The organism is Halomonas sp. HNIBRBA4712, assembly GCF_043558675.1.
Lineage (GTDB): Bacteria > Pseudomonadota > Gammaproteobacteria > Pseudomonadales > Halomonadaceae > Vreelandella.
Genome location: NZ_JBIFXR010000002.1, coordinates 439701 through 461280, shown reverse-complemented (window position 1 = coordinate 461280; position 21580 = coordinate 439701). Strand labels below are relative to the sequence as shown.

23 protein-coding genes and 1 other RNA gene are annotated in these 21580 nt (G+C 63.9%); 18 read left to right on the top strand and 6 right to left on the bottom strand.

Annotation, left to right across the window (positions count from 1 at the left end; genetic code table 11):
• The first annotated feature begins 36 nt into the window (after positions 1-36).
• From ACGK9R_RS06555 to hisD, 4 genes are read left to right on the top strand one after another with little or no spacing between them, the layout of a single operon-like run.
• On the top strand, positions 37-288 hold the full coding sequence (locus ACGK9R_RS06555; protein ID WP_394579468.1) for a BolA family protein: 252 nt from the start codon (positions 37-39) through the stop codon (positions 286-288).
• A gap of 11 nt (positions 289-299) precedes the next feature.
• Positions 300-1562 (top strand): UDP-N-acetylglucosamine 1-carboxyvinyltransferase, encoded by a 1263-nt coding sequence (murA, locus tag ACGK9R_RS06550; protein ID WP_394579466.1) that lies wholly within the window; start codon positions 300-302, stop codon positions 1560-1562.
• A 27-nt stretch (positions 1563-1589) separates the two neighbouring features.
• Complete coding sequence (gene hisG, locus ACGK9R_RS06545; protein ID WP_394579465.1) at positions 1590-2240, top strand: ATP phosphoribosyltransferase; 651 nt, start codon at positions 1590-1592, stop codon at positions 2238-2240.
• 13 nt (positions 2241-2253) lie between these two features.
• Positions 2254-3567 carry a histidinol dehydrogenase gene (gene hisD / locus ACGK9R_RS06540; protein WP_394579463.1) on the top strand — a complete coding sequence of 438 codons (1314 nt, stop codon included), beginning with the start codon at positions 2254-2256 and terminating at the stop codon, positions 3565-3567.
• A gap of 21 nt (positions 3568-3588) precedes the next feature.
• On the opposite strand, the gene ACGK9R_RS06535 is transcribed toward hisD, so the two are convergent.
• Complete coding sequence (locus ACGK9R_RS06535; protein WP_394579461.1) at positions 3589-4830, bottom strand: Do family serine endopeptidase; 1242 nt, start codon at positions 4828-4830, stop codon at positions 3589-3591.
• Positions 4831-4983: 153 nt separating this feature from the next.
• Here ACGK9R_RS06535 and ACGK9R_RS06530 point away from each other — a divergent pair, with 153 nt between their 5' ends.
• Positions 4984-5745 (top strand): Nif3-like dinuclear metal center hexameric protein, encoded by a 762-nt coding sequence (locus ACGK9R_RS06530; protein WP_394579459.1) that lies wholly within the window; start codon positions 4984-4986, stop codon positions 5743-5745.
• 56 nt (positions 5746-5801) lie between these two features.
• On the opposite strand, the gene ACGK9R_RS06525 is transcribed toward ACGK9R_RS06530, so the two are convergent.
• Positions 5802-6260, bottom strand: a complete 459-nt coding sequence (locus ACGK9R_RS06525; RefSeq protein WP_394579457.1) for a ZapG family protein — start codon at positions 6258-6260, stop codon at positions 5802-5804.
• A gap of 232 nt (positions 6261-6492) precedes the next feature.
• On the opposite strand from ACGK9R_RS06525, the gene zapE reads away from it, so the two are divergent.
• The 5 genes from zapE to ACGK9R_RS06500 all read left to right on the top strand — a co-directional run bounded on the left by zapE (position 6493) and on the right by ACGK9R_RS06500 (position 10012).
• Complete coding sequence (zapE, locus tag ACGK9R_RS06520; protein WP_394579455.1) at positions 6493-7671, top strand: cell division protein ZapE; 1179 nt, start codon at positions 6493-6495, stop codon at positions 7669-7671.
• A gap of 172 nt (positions 7672-7843) precedes the next feature.
• The gene (gene rplM / locus ACGK9R_RS06515; protein ID WP_394579453.1) at positions 7844-8272 is read left to right on the top strand and encodes a 50S ribosomal protein L13; all 429 of its coding nucleotides are present in this window, start codon (positions 7844-7846) and stop codon (positions 8270-8272) included.
• Between the two features lie 13 nt (positions 8273-8285).
• Entirely contained in the window at positions 8286-8675 is a 390-nt protein-coding gene (gene rpsI / locus ACGK9R_RS06510; RefSeq protein ID WP_394579451.1) for a 30S ribosomal protein S9, read from the top strand.
• Positions 8676-8860: 185 nt separating this feature from the next.
• Entirely contained in the window at positions 8861-9487 is a 627-nt protein-coding gene (gene sspA, locus ACGK9R_RS06505) for a stringent starvation protein SspA (protein WP_394579449.1), read from the top strand.
• A 48-nt stretch (positions 9488-9535) separates the two neighbouring features.
• The gene (locus tag ACGK9R_RS06500) at positions 9536-10012 is read left to right on the top strand and encodes a ClpXP protease specificity-enhancing factor (RefSeq protein WP_394579448.1); all 477 of its coding nucleotides are present in this window, start codon (positions 9536-9538) and stop codon (positions 10010-10012) included.
• A gap of 106 nt (positions 10013-10118) precedes the next feature.
• Here ACGK9R_RS06500 and ACGK9R_RS06495 read toward each other — a convergent pair whose 3' ends face one another.
• The 4 genes from ACGK9R_RS06495 to ACGK9R_RS06480 are packed head-to-tail and all read right to left on the bottom strand — an operon-like array spanning position 10119 to position 13207.
• Positions 10119-10691: a BON domain-containing protein gene (locus tag ACGK9R_RS06495; protein ID WP_394579446.1), complete on the bottom strand. Its 573-nt coding sequence runs from the start codon at positions 10689-10691 to the stop codon at positions 10119-10121.
• A 41-nt stretch (positions 10692-10732) separates the two neighbouring features.
• The gene (locus ACGK9R_RS06490) at positions 10733-11323 is read right to left on the bottom strand and encodes a phosphoheptose isomerase (protein ID WP_394579444.1); all 591 of its coding nucleotides are present in this window, start codon (positions 11321-11323) and stop codon (positions 10733-10735) included.
• Between the two features lie 20 nt (positions 11324-11343).
• Positions 11344-11715 (bottom strand): YraN family protein, encoded by a 372-nt coding sequence (locus ACGK9R_RS06485; protein WP_394579443.1) that lies wholly within the window; start codon positions 11713-11715, stop codon positions 11344-11346.
• Complete coding sequence (locus tag ACGK9R_RS06480; protein ID WP_394579441.1) at positions 11705-13207, bottom strand: penicillin-binding protein activator; 1503 nt, start codon at positions 13205-13207, stop codon at positions 11705-11707. Before ACGK9R_RS06480 ends, ACGK9R_RS06485 begins: the two co-directional genes overlap by 11 nt.
• A 115-nt stretch (positions 13208-13322) precedes the next feature.
• On the opposite strand from ACGK9R_RS06480, the gene rsmI reads away from it, so the two are divergent.
• The 8 genes from rsmI to mraY all read left to right on the top strand — a co-directional run bounded on the left by rsmI (position 13323) and on the right by mraY (position 21574).
• Positions 13323-14192 carry a 16S rRNA (cytidine(1402)-2'-O)-methyltransferase gene (rsmI, locus tag ACGK9R_RS06475; protein WP_394579439.1) on the top strand — a complete coding sequence of 290 codons (870 nt, stop codon included), beginning with the start codon at positions 13323-13325 and terminating at the stop codon, positions 14190-14192.
• Positions 14193-14238: 46 nt separating this feature from the next.
• Positions 14239-14583, top strand: an RNA gene (rnpB, locus tag ACGK9R_RS06470) — RNase P RNA component class A.
• A gap of 45 nt (positions 14584-14628) precedes the next feature.
• Entirely contained in the window at positions 14629-15579 is a 951-nt protein-coding gene (gene rsmH, locus ACGK9R_RS06465) for a 16S rRNA (cytosine(1402)-N(4))-methyltransferase RsmH (RefSeq protein ID WP_394579437.1), read from the top strand.
• A gap of 2 nt (positions 15580-15581) precedes the next feature.
• Positions 15582-15914, top strand: coding sequence for a cell division protein FtsL (gene ftsL, locus ACGK9R_RS06460; protein WP_394579435.1), 333 nt, complete (start codon positions 15582-15584; stop codon positions 15912-15914).
• Positions 15911-17617 (top strand): peptidoglycan D,D-transpeptidase FtsI family protein, encoded by a 1707-nt coding sequence (locus ACGK9R_RS06455; protein WP_394579433.1) that lies wholly within the window; start codon positions 15911-15913, stop codon positions 17615-17617. The genes ftsL and ACGK9R_RS06455 overlap by 4 nt, the downstream gene beginning before the upstream one ends.
• 15 nt (positions 17618-17632) lie before the next feature.
• A complete protein-coding gene (locus ACGK9R_RS06450; RefSeq protein WP_394579431.1) occupies positions 17633-19129 on the top strand; it encodes a UDP-N-acetylmuramoyl-L-alanyl-D-glutamate--2,6-diaminopimelate ligase in 1497 nt (498 codons plus the stop codon).
• Positions 19129-20472, top strand: a complete 1344-nt coding sequence (gene murF, locus ACGK9R_RS06445) for a UDP-N-acetylmuramoyl-tripeptide--D-alanyl-D-alanine ligase (protein WP_394579429.1) — start codon at positions 19129-19131, stop codon at positions 20470-20472. The genes ACGK9R_RS06450 and murF overlap by 1 nt, the downstream gene beginning before the upstream one ends.
• A 19-nt stretch (positions 20473-20491) precedes the next feature.
• A complete protein-coding gene (gene mraY, locus ACGK9R_RS06440) occupies positions 20492-21574 on the top strand; it encodes a phospho-N-acetylmuramoyl-pentapeptide-transferase (protein WP_394579427.1) in 1083 nt (360 codons plus the stop codon).
• Positions 21575-21580 lie beyond the last annotated feature (6 nt).

The following is a 21580-nucleotide window of genomic DNA, read 5'->3' as shown; positions in this document are numbered from 1 at the left end:
CAATTCACCGATGTCCCCAGAGGAGTTTCCTGTCTCATGCAACCCAATGAGGTAAAAGCGCTGCTTGAATCCCGCATCGACGGATGTGACTTTCATATTCAGGGGGAAGGTTGTAATTTTCAGGTGGTTGCGGTTGGGGAGGCCTTCGACGGGCTCTCGCCGGTCAAGCGCCAGCAGCTGGTGTATCAGGCGCTGAGCGACGAAATCGCTTCCGGCGCGCTGCACGCGATCAGCATCAAAACCTATACCCCGGCGCAGTGGGAAAGCGCGCCGGAAAACGCCCGCTAAGGGGCGCCTCGATGGATAAGCTTCTCATCAACGGCAACGGTCGCGCCGACGGCGAAGTCTGGGCGAGCGGGGCCAAGAACGCCGCACTCCCGATTCTCTGTGCCAGCCTGCTCTCGAAAGGGCCGGTGGTCATCGGCAATCTGCCTCATCTTCAGGACATTACCACCACCCTCGAGCTTCTGGGCCGCATGGGCGTGGAGCCGGTCATGGGCGAGCGGATGAGCATTCAGCTCGACGGCTCTCAGGTCACCGAGTGCCATGCACCCTACGAGCTGGTCAAGAAGATGCGCGCCTCGATTCTGGTGCTCGGCCCGCTGCTTGCCCACTTCGGCCAGGCCGATGTGTCGCTACCCGGCGGCTGTGCGATCGGCTCGCGCCCGGTGGATCTGCACATTCGCGGGCTCGAGGCCATGGGGGCAACGATTCGCGTCGAAAGCGGCTACATCCGCGCCAGCGTCGACGGGCGGCTCAAGGGCGCGACGATCTACTTCGATACCGTGACCGTGACCGGTACCGAGAACCTTTTGATGGCGGCCACGCTTGCCGAGGGCAAAACGGTGCTGGAAAACGCCGCCCGTGAGCCCGAGGTGGTGGATTTGGCCGAGTGCCTGATCAAGATGGGCGCGAACATAAAGGGCCACGGCACCGACACCATCGTCATCGAAGGCGTCGAGTCGCTGCACGGCTGCGAGCACGACGTGATGCCGGATCGCATCGAGACCGGCACCTTTCTGGTCGCGGCGGCGATGACCGGCGGGCGAGTGAAAGTGACCCGCACCCGCGCCGACATTCTGGAGGCGGTGCTCGCCAAGCTCGAGGAAGCCGGCGCCGACATCACCTGTGGCGAAGACTGGATCGCGCTCGACATGCACGGCAAGCGGCCGAAGGCGGTCAACATCCGCACCGCGCCTTACCCGGCGTTTCCCACCGATATGCAGGCGCAGTTCGTGGCCATGAACGCCGTGGCCGAAGGCCACTCGAGGGTGGTGGAAACCATCTTCGAGAACCGCTTCATGCACGTCCAGGAGCTCAACCGCATGGGCGCGAACATCGCGCTCGAAGGCAACGCGGCGCTGATCACCGGCGTCGAGAAGCTCTCCGGGGCGCCGGTGATGGCGACGGATCTTCGCGCCTCTGCCTCTCTGGTGATCGCGGCGATGATGGCCGAAGGTGAAACGCTGGTGGACCGGATCTATCATATCGATCGCGGCTACGAGTGCATCGAAGAAAAAATGCAGTTGCTGGGGGCGAAGATTCGCCGCATTCCCGGCTAGCCACGCAACCCATTACTGGCCAACACCATGAGTAAGCAACTGATCCTGGCGCTCTCGAAAGGGCGCATACTCGAGGAAACGCTGCCGCTTTTAGCCGACGCCGGTATCACGCCGGCAGAGGATCTGGGTAAAAGCCGTAAGCTTTTGTTCGACACCAACCTCAGTGATGTCAAACTCGTCGTCATCCGCGCCACCGACGTGCCCACCTACGTTCAGCTGGGTGCAGCGGATCTGGGCATTGCCGGCAAGGACGTGCTGCTCGAGCACGGTGCCGAAGGCCTTTACGAGCCCGTCGATCTCGACATTGCCCGCTGCAAGCTAATGACCGCTGGTGTCACCGGCCAGGCGCCCTTGAAGGCGCGCCGGCGGGTCGCCACCAAGTTCGTCAATGTGGCAAGGCGCTACTACGCCGAGCAGGGTATTCAGGCCGAAGTGATCAAGCTTTACGGGGCGATGGAGCTGGCGCCGCTGATGAACCTGGCCGACGAGATCGTCGATATCGTCGATACCGGCAACACGCTGCGGGCCAACGGCATGGAGCCGCGGGAGCTGATCGCCGAGATCAGCACCCGGCTGGTGGTCAACAAGGCCGCCATGACCATGAAGCACGACCGTATCAAGCCCCTGCTTTCGCGGCTGCAGCGTGCGGTCAAAGAGCGTCAGGCGATTGATACGTAACACGAGGTCATCGATGAGCGATAAAGCGATTTTGATCAACCGGCTCAGCGCCGCGGATAGCGGGTTCGATGCCAAGCTCGACGCGCTGCTGAGCTGGGAAGGCGTCTCCAACGACGAAGTGCAGGCGCGCGTCACCGCCATTCTCGACGACGTCAAGCGCCGCGGCGACCAGGCCGTGGTCGAGGCGACCAACCGCTTCGACCGGATGGACGTGGCGGACATGGACGCGCTTCGCCTCACCCCCGAGCGTCTTGCGGCCGCCTTCGACGGGCTGCCCGTCGAGCAGCGCGAGGCGCTCGAGTGCGCCGCCGAGCGCGTGCGCCGCTACCACGAACGGCAAAAGCCCACCGGCTGGCAGTATCAGGAGCCCGACGGCACGGTGCTGGGCCAGAAGGTCACCCCGCTCGACCGCGCCGGCATCTACGTGCCCGGCGGCAAGGCGGCGTATCCATCGTCTGTACTGATGAATGCGATCCCCGCTCACGTGGCCGGGGTGAGCGAGATCATCATGGTGGTACCGACGCCGGACGGCGTGCTCAACGAGCTGGTGCTGGCCGCGGCGCACCTGGCCGGCGTCAGTCAGGTGTTCACCATCGGTGGCGCCCAGGCGGTGGCCGCACTTGCGTTCGGGACCCAAAGCGTGCCGCGGGTCGACAAGATCGTGGGGCCGGGCAATATCTATGTCGCCACCGCCAAGCGCGCGGTATTCGGCCAGGTGGGGATCGACATGATCGCCGGGCCCTCGGAGATTCTCGTGATCTCGGACGGGCAGACCGACCCGGAGTGGCTGGCGATGGATCTGTTCTCTCAGGCGGAGCACGACGAGGACGCCCAAGCGATCCTGCTAAGTTGGGACGCCGAGCACCTGGAGTCGGTAGGGGAGGCCATCGAGCGGCTGCTGCCAACGCTCGAGCGCGAGGCGATCGTGCGAGCGTCGCTTTCCCGGCGCGGCGCGCTGATTTACTGCGAAAGCGAGCAGCAGGCGCTGGAAATCGCCAACCGTGTGGCCCCGGAGCACCTGGAGCTTTCGGTGGCCGAACCCGAGCGGTTGGTCGAGCAGGTGCGCCACGCCGGCGCGATCTTCATGGGCCGCCACACCGCCGAGGCGCTGGGTGATTACTGCGCCGGACCCAATCACGTGCTGCCCACCTCGGGCACGGCGCGCTTCTCGTCGCCGCTTGGGGTGTACGATTTTCAGAAGCGCTCGTCGATCATCCACTGTTCGCCGGAAGGCGCCTCGACGCTTGGTAAAACCGCCTCGGTGCTGGCTCGCGGCGAATCGCTCACCGCTCACGCCCGCTCGGCGGAGTATCGTATCCGCGATTGAGAGCCTGGGCAGCGTTTGAGCTCAGGAGCCGTTTCGAGGGTTGAGCGTGGCCTCGCTCGGCGTGGGGCGCTCGCCCACCTCGACGGTGGTCTGGATACGCTCGCCGTTTCTGACCACCGTCAGCGGAAGCGTCGTGCCCGGCGCAATCGACGCGACATCGCTCATGGTTGCCCGGGCATCGAGAATCGCCTGATTATCGATCGACAGCAGTACGTCGCCTGGCTGTAGCCCGGCGCGGTCGGCCGGTCCGCCGCTGACCACCCCCGCCACGATCACCCCTTGAGGCGTACGCAGCCCGAACGAGGCGGCAAGCTCGCGCGACAGCGCCTGGGCTTCGATGCCGAGCCAGCCGCGAATCACCCGCCCTTGAGTCACCAGCTCGTCGAGAATGCCGTGGGCGAGATTCGCCGGAATGGCGAAGCCGATGCCCTGGGAGCCGCCAGAGCGTGAAAAAATCGCCGTATTGATGCCCACTAAAGCGCCGTCGGCGTTGACCAGCGCGCCGCCGGAGTTGCCCGGGTTGATCGCCGCATCGGTTTGAATGAAGTCCTCGTAGGCGTTGAGTCCCAGATGGCTGCGCCCGGTGGCGCTGATGATGCCCATGGTCACCGTCTGGCCGACGCCGAAGGGGTTGCCGATAGCGAGTGCAACATCGCCCACCGCCACGTCCTGGGAGTCGGTCAGCTCAATCACCGGCAGGTTATCGAGCTCGATGCGCAGCACCGCGAGATCGCTTTCCGGGTCGGTGCCGACGACCTCGGCCAGGGTTTCGCGGCCATCGCGAAGCGCGACCTGAATCTGGTCGGCGTCGTTGATCACGTGGTGGTTGGTCAGCACGTAGCCGTCCTGGCTGACGATGACGCCAGAGCCCAGACTCGAGAGCATGCGCTGATGGGCGGTGGCGTCGTCACCGCTGAAAAACTGCTGAAAGAACGGGTCGGACATCAGCGGGTGCTGATCGCGCTCGACGATGCGCGAGGAGTAGATGTTGACCACCGCCGGCGCCGCCTGGTTGACCGCGTTGGCGTAACTTGCCGGACCCTGGTGACGCTCCAGCGGTGCCGCCTGGCGAATGTCCGGGCGCGGCCGGCCGGCGTTCTGGCCGCTAGTATCGCTTGCCGGCACCAGCGCGCCGGTTGCGGTGGGTTCGGGGTCGTCGTGAAACGGGTTGGGTAGCGTGTCGGGAAAGGCGAACAGCAAGAGTGCAGCCACCAAAACGCCGATGATGATGGGCCATATATAGGGCAGCACGTAGCGGTGCATGCGAAACATCCTCAGCCGTGGGCATTTTCGGGGCGCGAAAAGCGCTCGCCGCCGAGCCGGTTCGCGGTAACGCGGCGCGAGCTTTACAATAGCTATCAGGGTAACACTTTTTGCACCCCATCCTCAGTAGCCCGGCTTTAAAAAGGAGAAGATGTGATTAACCGCGACCAGCTCGTCAAGGCGTGCGACCACCAGCTTCGCGCGGCGCATTTCAAGGATTTCACCGTCAACGGCCTGCAGGTGGAAGGACGCGAGTCGGTGAGTCGGGTAATGACCGGGGTAACCGCCAATCAGGCGCTGCTCGAGGAGGCCGTGGCTTGGCAGGCGGATTTGGTGCTGGTGCACCACGGCTACTTCTGGAAAAACGAGCCGGTGGCGATTACCGGCATGAAGCAGCGGCGCATCAAGACGCTGCTCGACCACGAAATCAACCTGCTGGCTTATCACCTGCCGCTCGATGCCCACGCCGAGCTTGGTAACAACGCCGAGCTTGGCAGGCGGCTGGGTTGGAAGGTGGAAGGGTGCCTGGACGGCGAGCTCGGTGAAGGGCTTCTATGGTCCGGAAGAGTGCCCGAGCCGCAGCCGCTCGAGCGCCTGGCACACCAGATCGAAACGCTGCTGTCACGCACGCCCACCGTGATCGAGGCGCCGAGTGTGGGAGAGATCGAGCGCATCGCCTGGTGTACCGGCGGCGCCCAGGACATGATCACTGCAGCGTTCGAGGCCGGGGCCCAGGCGTTCGTTTCCGGCGAGATCTCCGAGCGGACCACGCACCTGGCCCGCGAAATGGGGATCCACTACATCGCCGCGGGCCACCACGCCACCGAGCGTTTCGGCGTGCAGGCGCTCGGGGAGTGGCTCGCCGACGAGTACGGCGTGACGCATCGCTTCGTGGAGATCGACAATCCGGCCTGAGCCTGCATCAGGGAAAAAAAGCGAGAGGCGAACGCCTCTCGCTTTTTTTGAAGCGCTCAGTAGCGCGGAGGTTGGGTAACGGCGCTCTCTTTCGCCTTGCTCTCTTTTAGCCCGTACTCTTCGGAAAGCGTACCGTTCTTGCCGTCGGCGTAATCTCGCGGAGTGACCGGGGCGTCGGCGTTCGGCGGGGTGGGGGTGCCCGTCGCTTTTGTCTTCGGCGCCTCGGGGGTGGCGGTGTGACGCGCAAGCTCCCACTGCTCGGAGGCGGCGTCGAGCTTGTCCTCGAGATCGTCGGCCTGACTTCGAATCGCTTCGAGGCACTGGCGAACGTCGCCCACGTGGCGGCCCTGGGCCTTTTTCAGCTCGGCGATCTGGTGTTCGCGTTCGAGCAGCGCCTGTTTCAGCGTTGCTCGCTGGCGCTCTCCCTTGCTCGCCAGCCGGTAGCACAAAAGGCCGATCAGAAAGCCAACGACCGCGCCGATGAGCGCAAAAATGAACGGTGAGTTTGCTTCCACAGTTTTCTCCCTAAAACCAGATTTGGATCAGTACGAGCGCACCGCCAGGCGCTGCGGCAAGTCAGACTTCATTATAGTCGTCTGTTAGCCTTGCGGGTCAATGCGCCGATGCGCCAGGGCCTCTTTCGGCGTATAATTGGCCCTATTTACAGCGCCCTGGATCACGCGATGCGTTTGTCGCCCCTGACGCAATTCCTCTGGCTTGGGCGCCTTGAACCAGGAGAGTGTTTGAATGTCATCGAAAGTCGCCTCGGTCGCCGCCAATTCCACGCCGCCTACGCCTTTGGCCCGTTATAAAAGCGACATCAAGCGCGACGATTTTCAGTTCGATGCCGCCCAGGAGAACGCGGTCAAGCACCTGCAGCGACTCTACGACAACCTGTTGGCGGCGCCTTCTACCACGCCCAAAACCGTGGTGGCGAACAAAGGGCTAAAGGCGCGCATGGCAGGCCTGGTAGGTAAGAAGAAAACGACGGACGAGCCGCCGGTGCCGCGCGTCAGCGGGCTCTACTTCTGGGGCGGGGTCGGGCGCGGCAAGACCTACCTGGTCGACACCTTTTATGAAGCGCTGCCGTTTCCCGACAAGATGCGCACCCACTTTCACCGCTTCATGCAGCGGGTGCACAACGAGCTGAACCACTATAAGGGTGAGAAAAATCCGCTCGAGCTGATCGCCGGCAAGTTCGCTTCCGAAGCGCGGGTGATCTGCTTCGACGAGTTCTTCGTCAAGGACATCACCGATGCGATGATTCTGGCCAACCTGCTCGAGGCGCTGTTCAAGCGCGGTGTGGTGCTGGTGGCCACTTCCAACATCGTGCCCGATGATCTTTACAAGGATGGTCTTCAGCGGGCGCGCTTTTTGCCGGCGATCGATCTGCTCAAGCGCCACTGCGAGGTGGTCAACGTGGACTCCGGCGTGGATTACCGCCTGCGTGCGCTCGAGCGCGCCGAAATCTTTCACTTCCCCAGCGACGAAGCCGCCGAGCGCGAGCTTTCGCGCAGCTTCAAGGAGATCGCCGGGCAGGCGGGGGAAGAGGACGCACCGCTCGAGGTCAATCACCGCGTGCTCAAGACCCGCCGGCTGCACGACAACGTCGCCTGGTTCGACTTTCGCGCGCTCTGCGACGGTCCGCGCAGTCAGAACGACTACATCGAGATCGCCCGCGAGTTTCACACCGTGCTGGTCTCCGACGTGCCGCAGATGAGCGCCAAAACCGAGGACCAGGCGCGGCGCTTCATCAACATGGTCGATGAGTTCTACGACCGCGGGGTGAAGCTTTTGATGTCCGCGGACGTGGCGGTGGAGTCGCTCTACACCGAAGGCAAACTCTCCTTCGAGTTCGAGCGCACGCTATCCAGGCTTCAGGAGATGCAGTCCCGGGAGTACCTGGCGCTGGCTCACAAACCCTGACGGCGTTAAAGAAAAATCGCCGCTGGCCTTAACTTGCGGGCAGCGCTCGTGTAGAATGCCGCCTCGCTGTTCGTTACAGGCTCGCATTCACGCCTGTAACCAAAAAAAATAGGGATGGTGCCCGGTCTTTTGGCCCTGGTGCCCAATACACTTAATCTGGTGAAATTCATCCATGAAGACGTTCAGTGCTAAGCCGCAGTCCGTCCAGCGCGACTGGTATGTTGTCGATGCCACGGACAAAACGCTCGGTCGTCTGGCAACCGAAATCGCTCGCCGCCTGCGTGGCAAGCATAAGCCCGAATTCACACCTCACGTTGACACCGGCGACTACATCGTCGTGATCAACGCCGAGAAGGTCCAGGTCACCGGCAAGAAGGCCACGGACAAGAAGTACTACCGTCATACCGGATATCCGGGCGGTCTGCGCTCCATGACCTTCAATCAGCTCAAGGACCATGCGCCGGAGCGGATCATCGAGTTCGCCGTCAAGGGCATGCTGCCGAAGGGCCCGCTGGGTCGCGCCATGCACTCCAAGCTGAAAGTGTATGCGGGTACCGAGCATCCCCACGCCGCCCAACAGCCGCTTGAACTGAACATTTAAGGAAATCTTCGCCATGTCACAGCAATATTACGGTACCGGGCGCCGCAAGACTTCCACCGCTCGCGTGTTCCTCAAGCCGGGTTCCGGCAACATCACGGTCAACAACCGCGCCCTCGACGAGTTCTTCGGTCGCGTTACTGGCCGCATGGTCGTACGTCAGCCGCTCGAGCTGACCGAGACGCTGAACCAGTTCGACATCTACGTCACCGTTGAAGGCGGCGGCGGTTCGGCCCAGGCCGGCGCTATCCGTCACGGCATCACCCGTGCGCTGATGGAGTACAACGAAGACTTCCGTCCTGCGCTTCGCGCCGCCGGCTACGTGACACGCGACGCGCGTCAGGTCGAGCGTAAGAAAGTCGGCCTGCGTAAAGCACGTCGTCGTCCGCAGTTCTCCAAGCGTTAAGTTCTCGACGCTTCGAAAAACGCCCAGGCCCCTGGCCTGGGCGTTTTTGTGTCCTGGGGGCGTTGAGTGCAGCTCGATGGATCGATGTTATGGTCGATGAGCCGGCAAGTCGGCGCGGGTCGGGCTGCCCCAGGCGGGCGCCAGCATGTTATTATTGCCTATTGTTTTGATGCGAGGATGCTTTCATGGGTGTTGTGGCCAAGCGGTCTTCAATGATCTTTTACTCCGGTAACGACGATCATTTTAGCCATCGAGTGCGCATTGTTCTGGCCGAGAAGGGCGTCGCCGTCGATATCGTCGACGTTAGCGACGACCGACCGCCGCAGGAGTTAGCCGATCTCAACCCCTACAACAGCGTTCCCACGCTGCTGGACCGCGATCTGGTGCTGTACGAGTCCAAGGTGATGATGGAGTACCTGGACGAGCGGTTTCCGCATCCGCCGCTTCTGCCCGTCTATCCGGTCGCGCGCGCCCAGAGCCGGCTCTGGATGCACCGCATCGAGCGCGAGTGGTGCCCGATGCTCGACCAGATCCGCACCGGCGGCAAGAAAGAGGCCGACAAGGCGCGTAAGGAATTGCGTGAAAGCCTGATCGGCATTTCGCCGATCTTCGAAGACATGCCCTACTTCATGAGCGAAGAGTTCACCCTGGTGGACTGCTGCCTGGCGCCGATTCTGTGGCGTTTGCCGGAGCTCAACATCGAGCTTCCGGAAAAGCAGGTCAAACCGCTGATGGATTACATGGCGCGGGTCTTCGAGCGTGACGCGTTCAAGGACGCCTTGAACGAGCGCGAAAAAGAGATGCGCGCGTAAACGCGACCGGCCCCGCCCAGGCGGGGCATCACCGACAAGGGGAGCCTTATGAAATCGAGCCGTCCCTATATCGCCCGCGCCCTGTATCAGTGGCTGCTGGATAACGAGCTGACCCCGCACCTGGTGGTCGACGCGACCCAGCCGGGTGTGGAAGTACCGCGCCAGTTCGTGCAAAACGGCCAGATCGTCTTGAACGTCGCCCCCACGGCGGTGCGCGATCTGTTCATGGAGAACGAGGCCATCGGCTTCAGTGCCCGCTTCGGCGGTCAGCCGATGCAGGTGATGGTGCCGATCGAGGCGCTGATCGCCATGTACGCGCGTGAAAACGGCGCGGGTATGGTATTTGGTCACGAGCCGGTGCTCGACGAAGGCGACGACGAGATCGACGAGCCGGATGGCGAGCAGGAGCAGAGCGACGGTCCGCAGCTTAGCGTGACCGGGCCCTCTGACGACCAGGAGGGCGAGACGCCGAAAAAGCAGGATGGCAAGAGCAAGAAAAAGCCGACGCTTCGCGTGGTCAAGTAGCCGATTCGGCTCGCGTCCCGACTCGCTTTTAGCAAAAAGCCCCGTACGACGTCGTACGGGGCTTTTTAGTGGGCGAAAATTAGTGGGCAAAAAGGGTCGGGGCGGGCTAGTCGATATAGTCAAACACCTTGACGATGCGCTGAATACCGCCCACCGAGGAGGCCGCGTTGACGATGCGGTCGGCTTCCTGGCGGGTGACCATACCCATCAGGTAGACGCTGGCGTTTTCCGTGGTCACCTTGAGCTTCGAGGAGTCGATCTGCTCGTTGGTGGCCAGATGGCTCACCACGTTGGTGGTCAGCCAGGTGTCGGTCAAGCGCTGGCTCGCCGGCAGGTTGGCGGCGATGGTGAGCTCGTTGTGAACCTGGTTGACGCCGCGAATATTGGTGGTCACCTTGCCGGCCATGCTTTTGAGCTCGTCGCTGGGTACCTGGCCGACCAGCAGTACCGTACCGTTGTAGCTATGAGCGCGAATGCGTGCATCGTCCAGGCGCGCATCGGCCTGGCCAAGCGCGCGCTCGACCTGACGCTCGATGGTGGCGTCGACCGCCTCCACATCGCTGCTACGCTGGGCGTAGTTCGATGGATTGGAGGCCGAGTTGTTGGCACAGCCCGCCAGCAGTACCGCGCTGCAGGCGGTGATCAAGCAAAAGGAACGAAAAGCGTTGCGCAGGGCCATCGCCAACTCCTTGAGGTGTGAATGTTCGAATGGGGCGGCGCTCAAACGCCACCGAAAAGCTGCTCGTCGATCAAATCGCACAGGCAGTGAATCGCCAGCAGATGGACTTCCTGAATGCGCGCGGTCGAAGTGGCCGGCACGCGAATCTCGCAGTCGTCCTGGCCCAGGAGCGAGGCCATGTCGCCGCCATCGCGCCCGGTCAGCGCCACGACCGCCATGTCACGGTCGTGGGCAGCCTGAATTGCCTGCACGATGTTGGCCGAGTTACCGCTGGTCGAAATCGCCAACAGTATATCGCCTGGCTGCCCGAGCGCCCGAATTTGTTTGGAAAACACCTCGTTATAGCTGTAGTCGTTGGCGATCGAGGTTAGCGTCGAGGTGTCGGTGGTCAGCGCCAGTGCCGGCAGGCTCGGGCGTTCGCGCTCGAAGCGGTTCAAGAGCTCGGCGGAGAAGTGCTGGCTATCGCCGGCGCTGCCGCCATTGCCACAGGCCAGAATCTTGCCTTCGTTGACGAGGCACTGAACCATCATCTGACTTGCCACCTCGATGAACGGGGGCAGCACTTCGCTTGCGTAGGTTTTGGTGTCGATGCTTGCATTGAAGTGGCTGAGAATGCGGGCTTGAAAGTCCATTAGGCCTTCCTGGAGTTATATCAGTAAGCGTCAAACGCCGCCTTCTCCCAGTGAAACTCGAGAGCGGGAGGATGACCGGTCAGCGCTAGAATATCAAAACGACAGGGTGTCGAGACAGCCTGATGGGCCAAATAGAGCGACGCCGCCCGGATGAGGCGGCGTTTTTTGGTGGGGGTAATGGTTTCGAGCGGATGGCCGCGGGTGTGGTTGACGCGGTGCTTGACCTCGACGAACACCAGCGTGTCGCCATCCATCATGACCAGATCGAGCTCGCCACCCTTGACGTGGTAGTTGGCGGTGACGAGCGTGAGCCCCTTGCGCGCAAGCCACCGGGCAGCGAGCTGCTCGGTGGCGGCGCCGCGCGCTCGCGCGGTTTGCGGCTTATTGGTCACCCAAAAGGCCCGGCGAGAGAATCGGTGCAGGGCGGCCGTTCTGGAAGCGTGCCCAGGGCAGTTCGCGGTGGATGCGGCCGTCACCGGAGAGTGAAAGGGTGCCGGTGCTGCCGTTGAAGCCCTGGATCGAAGAGAGATCCGACAGGCGCGTGGCAAGCTCGTAGGCATCGACACCCATCGCTTGCAGCCGGAACAGCGACGCATCGCCTTCGCCCTGAAGCGCCTGATAGCTCGAGTAGAAGGGCAGCGCTTCGGCCCCGCCTACGGCGGCGTCCGGAATCTGCCAGGGAATGTCGACGAACATCACGTCGTTCAGATCCTGGTTCAGGCGCCGCTCCTGAGTACCTTCAAACAGGTGCGAGGTAGCATAGATGGGCAAATCCGGCGCGTAGTAGAAATCCATCATCGGTGGTACCTGGCGGGCGTACTCGGGCAGCGCGAGCAAAAACAGCGCGTCGACGTTACCCAGCTGCGCGCGGTCGCCGCTGACGTTGAGCGCGGTTTGCACGGCGCTTGAAACGTCGTTACTCGGGTTGTAGCGCACCGCGTTGGAGACTTCACCGCCGAGGGCGTGGAATTCGTTCCAGAACGCTTCGCCAACGCGACGGCCCCAGTCGTTGTCCGGCACCATCACCGCCATCTGACGGTGGCCGTCCTGATAGGCGCGGTTGGCCGCCTGACGTGCTTCGTCCTCGGCGGAAAGGCCGTACTGGAAGAGCCCGGACGCCTGGTTTTGCGCGCTATTGCCGTAGTTCAGCGCCAGGGTCGGCATCGGCACGCTGGGCTGCTGCTCGAGGCGGGTGACCTGTTCCTTGTCGAGCGGACCGACCAACAGCTGGGCGTTCATCTGCTCGGCACGGCTGTAGAGCTCGTCCATCGAGTACTGGGTGGAGTCGACAAACGAAAGCTCGACGCCCTGACCGCGAATCGAGGCGTGCTCGCGCATGGCACTGCTGATGGTGTCGGCGATGCTGCTCAGCGGCCCGGACTGGGGCAGCGCGACCATGATGCGGCGGATCTCGGTGCCCGCAAGCGACGCCGGCGTGCCCTGGGTGCGGCCCGGCTCGTCGAGGGCCTGACGGGCCCACTGGGCGCGCTCGCGAAGGGTCTGCTGCTCGTTGCCCTGCATTGGCAGTTCGTCGTCGAGCACCTGGGTTGCGCGTAGCACCGCGCGCGGGTCGTCGAGCGCCCGGGCAAGCTCCGAGAACAGCAGCGCCCAGCGCACGCGGTCGCGCTCGGAAAGGCTTCCCTCTTCAACGGCGGCGGCGGCGTCGAAGGCCGCTTCGCGCTGGCCCTGTTGCGCCAGAATGTTGGCGGCTTCCAGTCGGCTCAGCGACGCCTGTTCCGGGCCTTGCTGTTCGGCCTGGCTCAACAGCCTTCCGGCGTCGCCGTCCGGCACGCGGTCGACCACGCCCGGTTGCTGGATGGCACACCCGCTGATCAGAAGAGCCGCAAAGGCGCTGGCGAGCAGGCCACGAAGTGAACGTTTCATGTATGCTTCCTTGGTTTTTTCGTTTGCGCGGTTTTTATAGCCGAGGATGGTCCCTCAATCCTTGCACAAGCATAGCGCACCGAGAGCGTCAGCTATCAATAAATCAGGAGCCATTATGACCTATCAGCCTCCGGGCACATTGTACGTGGTTGCCACACCGATTGGGAATTTGGAGGATCTGACCCCGCGTGCTGCCCGGATTCTTGAAAGCGTATCGCGCATCGCTGCCGAGGATACCCGGCACAGCGCGCGGCTTTTGAATCACCTGGGGATTAACAAGCCCTTGCTGTCGCTTCACGAGCATAACGAGGCGCATCGCGTTGAGGCGCTCGACGCCTATCTCGAAGCCGGCGAAAGCATTGCCCTGGTCAGCGATGCCGGTACGCCCTTGATCAGTGACCCCGGCTTCATTCTGGTCAGGGCGCTACGCTTGCGCAACCGTCATGTGGTACCGGTACCCGGTGCCTGCGCGCTGACCGCTGCTCTGAGCGCGGCGGGCCTACCCACCGACCGCTTCACCTTCGCGGGCTTTCTGCCAGCCAAGGCCGGCGCTCGGCGTCAGACGCTGGAAAGCTATCTCAAGCGCGAGGAGACGCTGGTATTCTACGAATCCCCGCACCGCATTCTGGCAACGCTCGAAGCGCTTGAAGAGCAGATGCCGGCTCGCCCGGTGGTACTGGCCCGTGAGCTGACCAAGACCTTCGAGACGTTTTTGCAGGGCACGCCTGCCGAGCTACTGGCCACGCTCGCCGAGGACCCCAACCAGGCGCGCGGCGAGTTCGTGGTGATGATCGGCGGCGCTTCGATCACCGGGGCATCGAGCGAGCAGGCAGTCGACGACGAAACGCTGCTAAAAACGCTGCTCGATGAGGGCGTGGGCGTGAAACAGGGCGCGGCGATTGCGGCAAAGCTGCTCGGCGGGCGCAAGAAGGCGTGGTATGAGCGGCTTCTACTGATGAAATCAGAAGCGCAAATCAAGCCGTGACAACCGAGCATTGAGGCGCGGGCAGGGCGCTGGTATGCTTGCCGCCGGAGTTGGCCAGACAGTCGCCGCTGCGCGTGCGCAGGGGAGGAAAGTCCGGGCTCCATAGGGCAGAGTGCCAGGTAACGCCTGGGCGGCGCAAGCCGACGGAAAGTGCAGCAGAGAGTAGACCGCCGGCCTTTGGGTCGGTAAGGGTGAAAGGGTGCGGTAAGAGCGCACCGCGCGCCTGGTAACAGTGCGTGGCAAGGTAAACCCCACTCGGAGCAAGACCAAATAGGGACCCTTTGGCGTGGCCCGCGCTGGGTCCGGGTAGGTTGCTTGAGCGCTTTGGCGACAAAGCGCCTAGAGGAATGACTGTCCACGACAGAACCCGGCTTATCGGCCGACTCCCCTTTTCCATGCAAGGCCCACCTGGGCCTTCCAACACAGCGTGCGTAACATGTCCTCTGCCAGCCAGACCGCTTGTGACTTTCGCCATACCAGCGTGTTGCTGGACGGCGCGGTCGATACCCTCGTTCATGCAACCGATGGTGTCTACCTGGACGGTACTTTTGGCCGCGGCGGGCATTCGCGCCTGATTCTTTCGCGTTTGGATGAAAGCGGCCGCCTTCTGGCTATGGACCGCGACCCCCAAGCGATCGACGCCGCCGGCGACATCGAGGATCCGCGCTTTTCGATCACCCGTCGAGAGTTCGCTCGCTTGGGCGAATACGCCAAAGAGCTCGGCCTGCACGGAAAGCTCTCCGGGGTGCTGCTCGATATCGGCGTCTCATCGCCCCAGCTCGACGACCCGGAACGCGGCTTCAGCTTCATGCGCAACGGCCCGCTCGACATGCGCATGGACCCAAGCCAGGGCGAAAGCGCGGCCGAGTTTCTCGCCCGTGGCAGCGAGGCCGATATCGCTCACGTGTTCAAGACCTTCGGCGAGGAGCGCTTTGGTAAGCGCCTCGCCCGCGCGGTGGTCGAACGCCGCGCGGAGAGGCCTTTCACCCATACGCTGGATCTGGCCGAGGTGCTCAAGGCCGCCCACCCCGCCTGGGAGAAGGGGCGCCACCCGGCGACCAAGGCCTTCCAGGGGCTCAGAATCTATTTGAATGGCGAACTCGAGCAGCTCGACGCTGCGCTGGAGGAAGCGCTCGAAGCGCTAGCCCCGGGTGGGCATCTGGTCGTGATCAGCTTCCATTCGCTGGAGGATCGCCGGGTCAAGCGCTTCATTCGCCATCACGTACGTGGCGATAACGACCTGCCCCGCGGTGTGCCGATTCGCGACGATCAGATCAACCGCCGGCTCGAAGCGCTCAACAAGGGCGTGCGCCCAAGCGATGACGAAGTGGCCGAGAACCCGCGAGCACGCAGCGCCGTAATGCGAGCGGCCAGGAAGCGGGGCTAGCCATGATTGAACGTCTCGATCACTGGTTCTCGGTCATGCGCCGAGAGTGGCCCTTCAAGCTGCGCTTTCGGCTCTGGCCGCTGATTATCCTGGCGCTGTTTCTCGCCTGCATGTTCACGGCGCTGGCGGTGGTTGCCACGACCCACATGACCCGCACCCAGTTCGCGCAGCTTCAGCGTCTCGAGCAGGAGAAGAATCAGCTGCAAACCGAGTGGGGTCAACTTCTGCTCGAAGAGGGCGCTTGGTCGACGCCGGCGCGGGTCGAGCAGATCGCCACCGAGCGTCTCGAGATGCGTATTCCCGATGTAGATGATGTCGAGGTGATTCGGCCATGAATCAGCACCGGCGAGGCGGCACGTCCCGCCAGCACCCCATCGCGCCGCCGCTAGCGGGCGGGCGCTTTCTGTTCATTCTGATTCTGGTGGCGATCGCTGCGGTAGTGCTGATCGGGCGTATTACGCTTTTGCAGGTCATCGACCGCCCGTTTCTGCAAAGTCAGGGCGATGCGCGAACGCTGCGTCACGAAGTGATTCCTTCCCACCGCGGCATGATCACCGACCGCAACGGCGAGCCGCTGGCGATCTCCACCCCCGTGGTCACGCTCTGGGCCAACCCCCAGGAGCTGCCTTCCGACGGTATTCAGCGGGTCATGCTTGCCCAGGCGCTGGGCATGAGTCTCGACGATTTCGAGGCGCGCATCGAGCGCTACTCGAGCCGCGAATTCATGTACCTGCGCCGCCAGATGACGCCCGCCGCCGCGCAGCGCATTCTCGATCTGCGCACCCCCGGCGTCTACCAGCAGCGCGAGTACAAACGCTACTACCCGGCCGGGGAAGTCGCCGCCCAGCTTCTGGGCGTCACCAACGTCGACGACATCGGCCAGGAAGGGCTTGAGCTCGCCTACCAGCCGTTTCTCGCCGGCCACCCGGGCCAGCGCCGGGTGATCAACGACCGCCGCGGCCGGCTGGTGCGCGAGCTGGGTATCATCAGCGACGCCCAGCCCGGCGGCGAGCTTTCGCTTGCCATCGACCAGCGCATTCAATACATGGCCTACCGCGAGCTGCGCGCGGCGGTCGCCGAGAACGAAGCCGACGGCGGCGTGCTGGTCACCATGGACGTGCGCACCGGCGAAATACTGGCGATGGCCAATCTGCCCTCCTATAACCCGAATAACCGCGCCGGGCTCGACCCGCGCGGGCTTCGCAACCAGGCGCTGGTCGACGTGTTCGAGCCCGGCTCGGTGATGAAGCCGCTGGCGATGGCGGCGGTACTGGAGAGCGGCGTGTTCGACCGCGACGTGGTGATCGACACCTCGCCGGGCTGGATGCGCATCGACCGCTTCACCATTCGCGATGTAAGTAACCACGGCAAGCTCGATTTGGCCGGTATTCTGGAGAAGTCTTCCAATATCGGCATGTCCAAGCTCGCTCTCGAGCTTGGCGATACGGTGATCTGGGAGAAATACAACCAGCTGGGGTTCGGCCAGAGCCCGGGCACCGGTTTCCCCGGGGAGTCGACGGGTAGTTTGCCGGCGCCGGTGCGCTGGTCGCGCAGCGAGCGCGCCGCGCTCTCCTACGGCTACGGGCTTTCGGTGTCGGCGGTGCAGATCGCCAGCGCCTACACTGCGCTTGCCAACGGCGGAGTACGCATGCCGCCTTCGCTTTTGCGTCTTTCCGAGCCGCCCCAGGGGGTTCAGGTGATCGACCCGAACGTGGCCGACGACCTGCTCGATATTCTCGAGACCTCGGTAGGGCCGACCTCCGGCGGACGGCGCGCGCGGGTAGAAGGGTATCGGGTCGGCGGCAAGACCGGTACGGTGCGCAAGACCGGCACGCAAGGTTACGCAGAAAACGCCTACCGCAGCGTGTTCGCCGGTATCGCGCCGATTTCTGACCCGCGCATCGTCACCGTGGTGATGATCGATCACCCCCGCGCCGGCCAGTTCTACGGCGGCGCGGTGGCGGCTCCGGTTTTTTCCAGTGTGACCGGCAACGCGCTGCGGCTTCTGGATGTGCCGCCGGATTATGAAGTGCACTAGCGTGAAGGAGACAAGATGACGTCCAGCCCCGCCCGCCTGTGGGAGGCGTTGCGCAAAGGATGGCCGGCCGCGGAGCTGCCCACGGCGCTGCCCGAGCTTTTCGACGATTTCAAAATCACCAGCGACACGCGCATCCTCGAGCGCGGTGATGTGTTCGTCGCCGTTCCCGGCAGTGCCCGCGACGGGCGCGATTACATCGAAACGGCCCTCGAAAGTGGCGGCGCGGCACTGGTGCTGGCCCACGCCGAGTCGCCGGGTGTTCATCTCGAGGGCCGCGTACTTCATCTTCCGCACCTGACGCGCCGCCTGGGGGAGCTGGGCAGAACGCTTTTCGGCGTGGCCGACGGGCTCGACCTCATAGGCGTGACCGGCACCAACGGCAAGAGCTCGGTGACCCACTATATCGCCGCGCTCAGCGAACGCCTGGACACGCCGGCGGGGGTCATCGGCACCCTCGGCACCGGCCGGCTCGGGGCGCTTGACGACAGCGGCCTGACCACGCCTGGTCCGCTCGCCCTGCAGCACGCGCTGGCCAAACTTGGCCAGAGCGGCGCCCGGCGCATCGCCATCGAGGCCTCTTCCCACGCGCTGGATCAGAACCGGCTCGACGCCTGTTCGATCACCGCCGGAGTGTTCACCAATTTGACGCGCGACCACCTGGACTACCACGGCAGCATGGCGGCTTACGCCGCTGCCAAGGCGAGGCTCTTTCGCCGCCCGGAGCTTGCTCTTGCGGTAGTCAACGCCCGCGACCCGCTGACCCGGCTGATGCTCGCCGGGCTCGAGAAGGGCGTGCGCGTGCTCGCCGTGGGCGACGATGAAGCATGCACGCTGCGCGTGGTGGGGTGGCACCCGCACGCGTTGGGCCAGAGTGCGCTGGTGGCCACGCCGGAAGGCGAAAAGACGCTGGAGCTTGGCCTGATGGGGCGCTTCAATCTGGATAACGTGCTGCTCGCCATCGCCACGCTCTTTGGCCTCGGCGAGCCGCTGGAGGCTCTGTTCGACGCGGCCTCCAGGCTCGAGCCGGTGCCCGGGCGAATGGCGCTACTTACTCAGAACGGTGCGCCGAGCGTGGTGATCGACTACGCCCACACGCCGGATGCGCTCGGCGCCGCGCTCGAGGCGCTGCGCGAGCATCTGGGCGATGCCGGCAAGCTCTGGTGCGTGTTCGGCTGCGGCGGCGAGCGCGACACCGGCAAGCGTTCTGAGATGGCGCGAGCGGCCGAGGCGCACGCCGATCACTGCGTGATCACCGACGACAACCCGCGCGGCGAGTCGCCGGATGCCATTCGCCACATGATAGCCGAGGGTTTTAGTGACGGCGCCGCGTTCAGCGATATCGGCGACCGGCGCGCGGCCATCGAGCAGGTCATCGCCCGGGCAAACCCGGAGGACGTGGTGCTGATCGCCGGCAAGGGGCACGAGTCTTATCAGGAGATCGACGGCGTGCGCCACGCCTACCGCGACGACCTGGAAGTACACAAGGCCCTCAATGCGCGGAGCGCCCGGTGATGCGCTTTAGCGCCGAGAGCGTCGCCGCCGCACTGGGGCTTTCGCTTGCCGATACGTTCCCGGCGCTCGCGTTTAGCGGCGTTACTACCGATACCCGCCGCATCGAGCCCGGGTCGCTGTTCGTGGCACTCCGGGGCGCGCGCTTCGACGGCCACGATTTCGTCACGCAGGCGCGCGAGCAGGGCGCGGCGGCGGCGCTGGTCGAAACGCCTTGCGATGACGCACTCCCGCAAATCGTCTGCGCCGACACGCGCCTCGCCCTGGGCCTTCTTGGCCGCGCCCGGCGCGCTTGCTTTCACTACCCGCTGGTGGCGGTGACCGGCAACAGCGGCAAGACCACGGTCAAGGAGATGCTGGCGGCACTGCTCGCCCCGCTCGGGCCGGTGCTGGCCACACAAGGTAATCTCAACAACGACTACGGCGCGCCGCTCACGCTTTTGCGTCTGGAGGAGGAGCACCGCGCGGCGGTGGTCGAGCTTGGCGCCAACCATCTGGGCGAGATCGCCTGGACCAGCCGGCTCGCCGCGCCGGACGTGGCGATCATCACCAACGTGACCGGGGCTCACGTCGGCGAGTTCGGCGGGCTGGGCCAGATCGCCCAGGCCAAGAGCGAGATTCTCCAGGGGCTCGCGCCGACGGCCACCGCGGTGCTCAATGCCGAGGATCGCTACTTCGCTACCTGGGCGGCGCTGGCCCCCTGCAAGGTGGTCAGCTATGGCGTTGATCGCGAAGCGGATGTCTGCGCCAGGGCTCTTTCCTGCGACCGCCAAGGGCGGTATGCTTTCACGCTTGTTCAAGAGGGGGTGGCGCTTGGCGAGGTGCGTTTGGCACTCGCCGGTCGGCATAACGTCAGCAACGCCCTGGCCGCCGCTGCCGCCGCGCTCGCCGTCGGTGTCGACGCCAGGGCGGTGATGACAGGACTTGGCGATTTCGCGCCGCTTTCAGGGCGGCTCAGCGTGCTCGACGGGCCAAACGGCAGTACGATTCTCGATGACACCTACAACGCCAACCCCGGCGCGATGAAGGTGGCACTCGAAACGCTTTCGCGCTTTCCTGGGCCGCACTGGTGTGCGCTGGGGGCGATGGGGGAGCTTGGCGAGAAGAGCGAAGCGCTGCACGCCGACGTGGGGCGCTATGCCCAAACGCTGGGGGTCGATACGCTTTTGACCTGCGGCGACGCGGCACGCGCCACCAGCGCTGCCTTTGGTCGCGGGCACCATTTTGACGACCACGAGACGCTTGCGCGTCATCTTATTAATACGCTGCCGCCTGGCGCCACGCTGTTGGTCAAAGGGTCACGCAGTGCGGGCATGGAACGCGTCATCGCCGCGCTGCTCGGTTGAAACAGGGTAAACGCCGTTCATGTTACTTCATCTGGCGAATTTGTTGGCTCAGTATCAGAGCGCTTTTCAGGTTTTCAATTACCTCACGCTTCGCATTATTCTCGCCGCCATTACCGCGCTGATGATCTGCCTGTGGCTCGGCCCGTGGGTCATTCGCCGGCTGGTCGAGGGCCAGATCGGCCAAGCGGTGCGCGACGATGGCCCCCAGTCGCACCTCTCGAAGGCCGGTACGCCCACCATGGGCGGGGTGATGATTCTGATGTCGATCGCCATCAGCACGCTGGTGTGGGGGGATCTCACCAACTATTACGTTTGGGTGGTGCTCTCGGTCACCCTCGGTTTTGGCGCGATCGGCTGGGTCGACGACTACCGTAAAGTGGTGGAGAAGAATCCGCGCGGGCTGCCTGCGCGCTGGAAGTACTTCTGGCAGTCGGTCGTCGGGTTGGGGGCCGCGTTGATCCTTTATCTGAACGCCACCACTCCCGCCGAAACGAGCCTTTTGCTACCGCTGTTCAAGGATTTTGCGCTGCCGCTGGGACTCTTCTATATCGTGCTGACCTACTTCGTCATCGTCGGAAGCTCCAACGCGGTCAACCTGACCGACGGTTTGGACGGGCTTGCGATCATGCCGACGGTGCTGGTCGCCATGGGGCTTGCGGTGTTCGCCTACGCCAGCGGTAACGCGGTGTTTGCCAACTATCTGCACATGCCGTTCATTCCCGGTACCGGTGAAATCGCGGTGTTCTGCGCCACGATTGCCGGCGCCGGGCTGGGCTTTTTGTGGTTCAACACCTACCCGGCCCAGGTCTTCATGGGCGATGTAGGCGCGCTGGCCCTCGGCGCGGCGCTTGGCGTGGTCGCGGTCGTGGTGCGTCAGGAGATCGTGCTGTTCATCATGGGCGGTATCTTCGTCGTCGAAACGCTGTCGGTGATTCTGCAGGTCGGCTCCTACAAGCTGACCGGCCGGCGCATTTTCCGCATGGCGCCGCTTCATCACCACTACGAGCTCAAGGGCTGGCCGGAGCCGCGCGTGATCGTACGGTTCTGGATCATCACCGTGGTGCTGGTACTGCTGGGATTGGCCACGCTCAAGGTACGCTAACGCGCC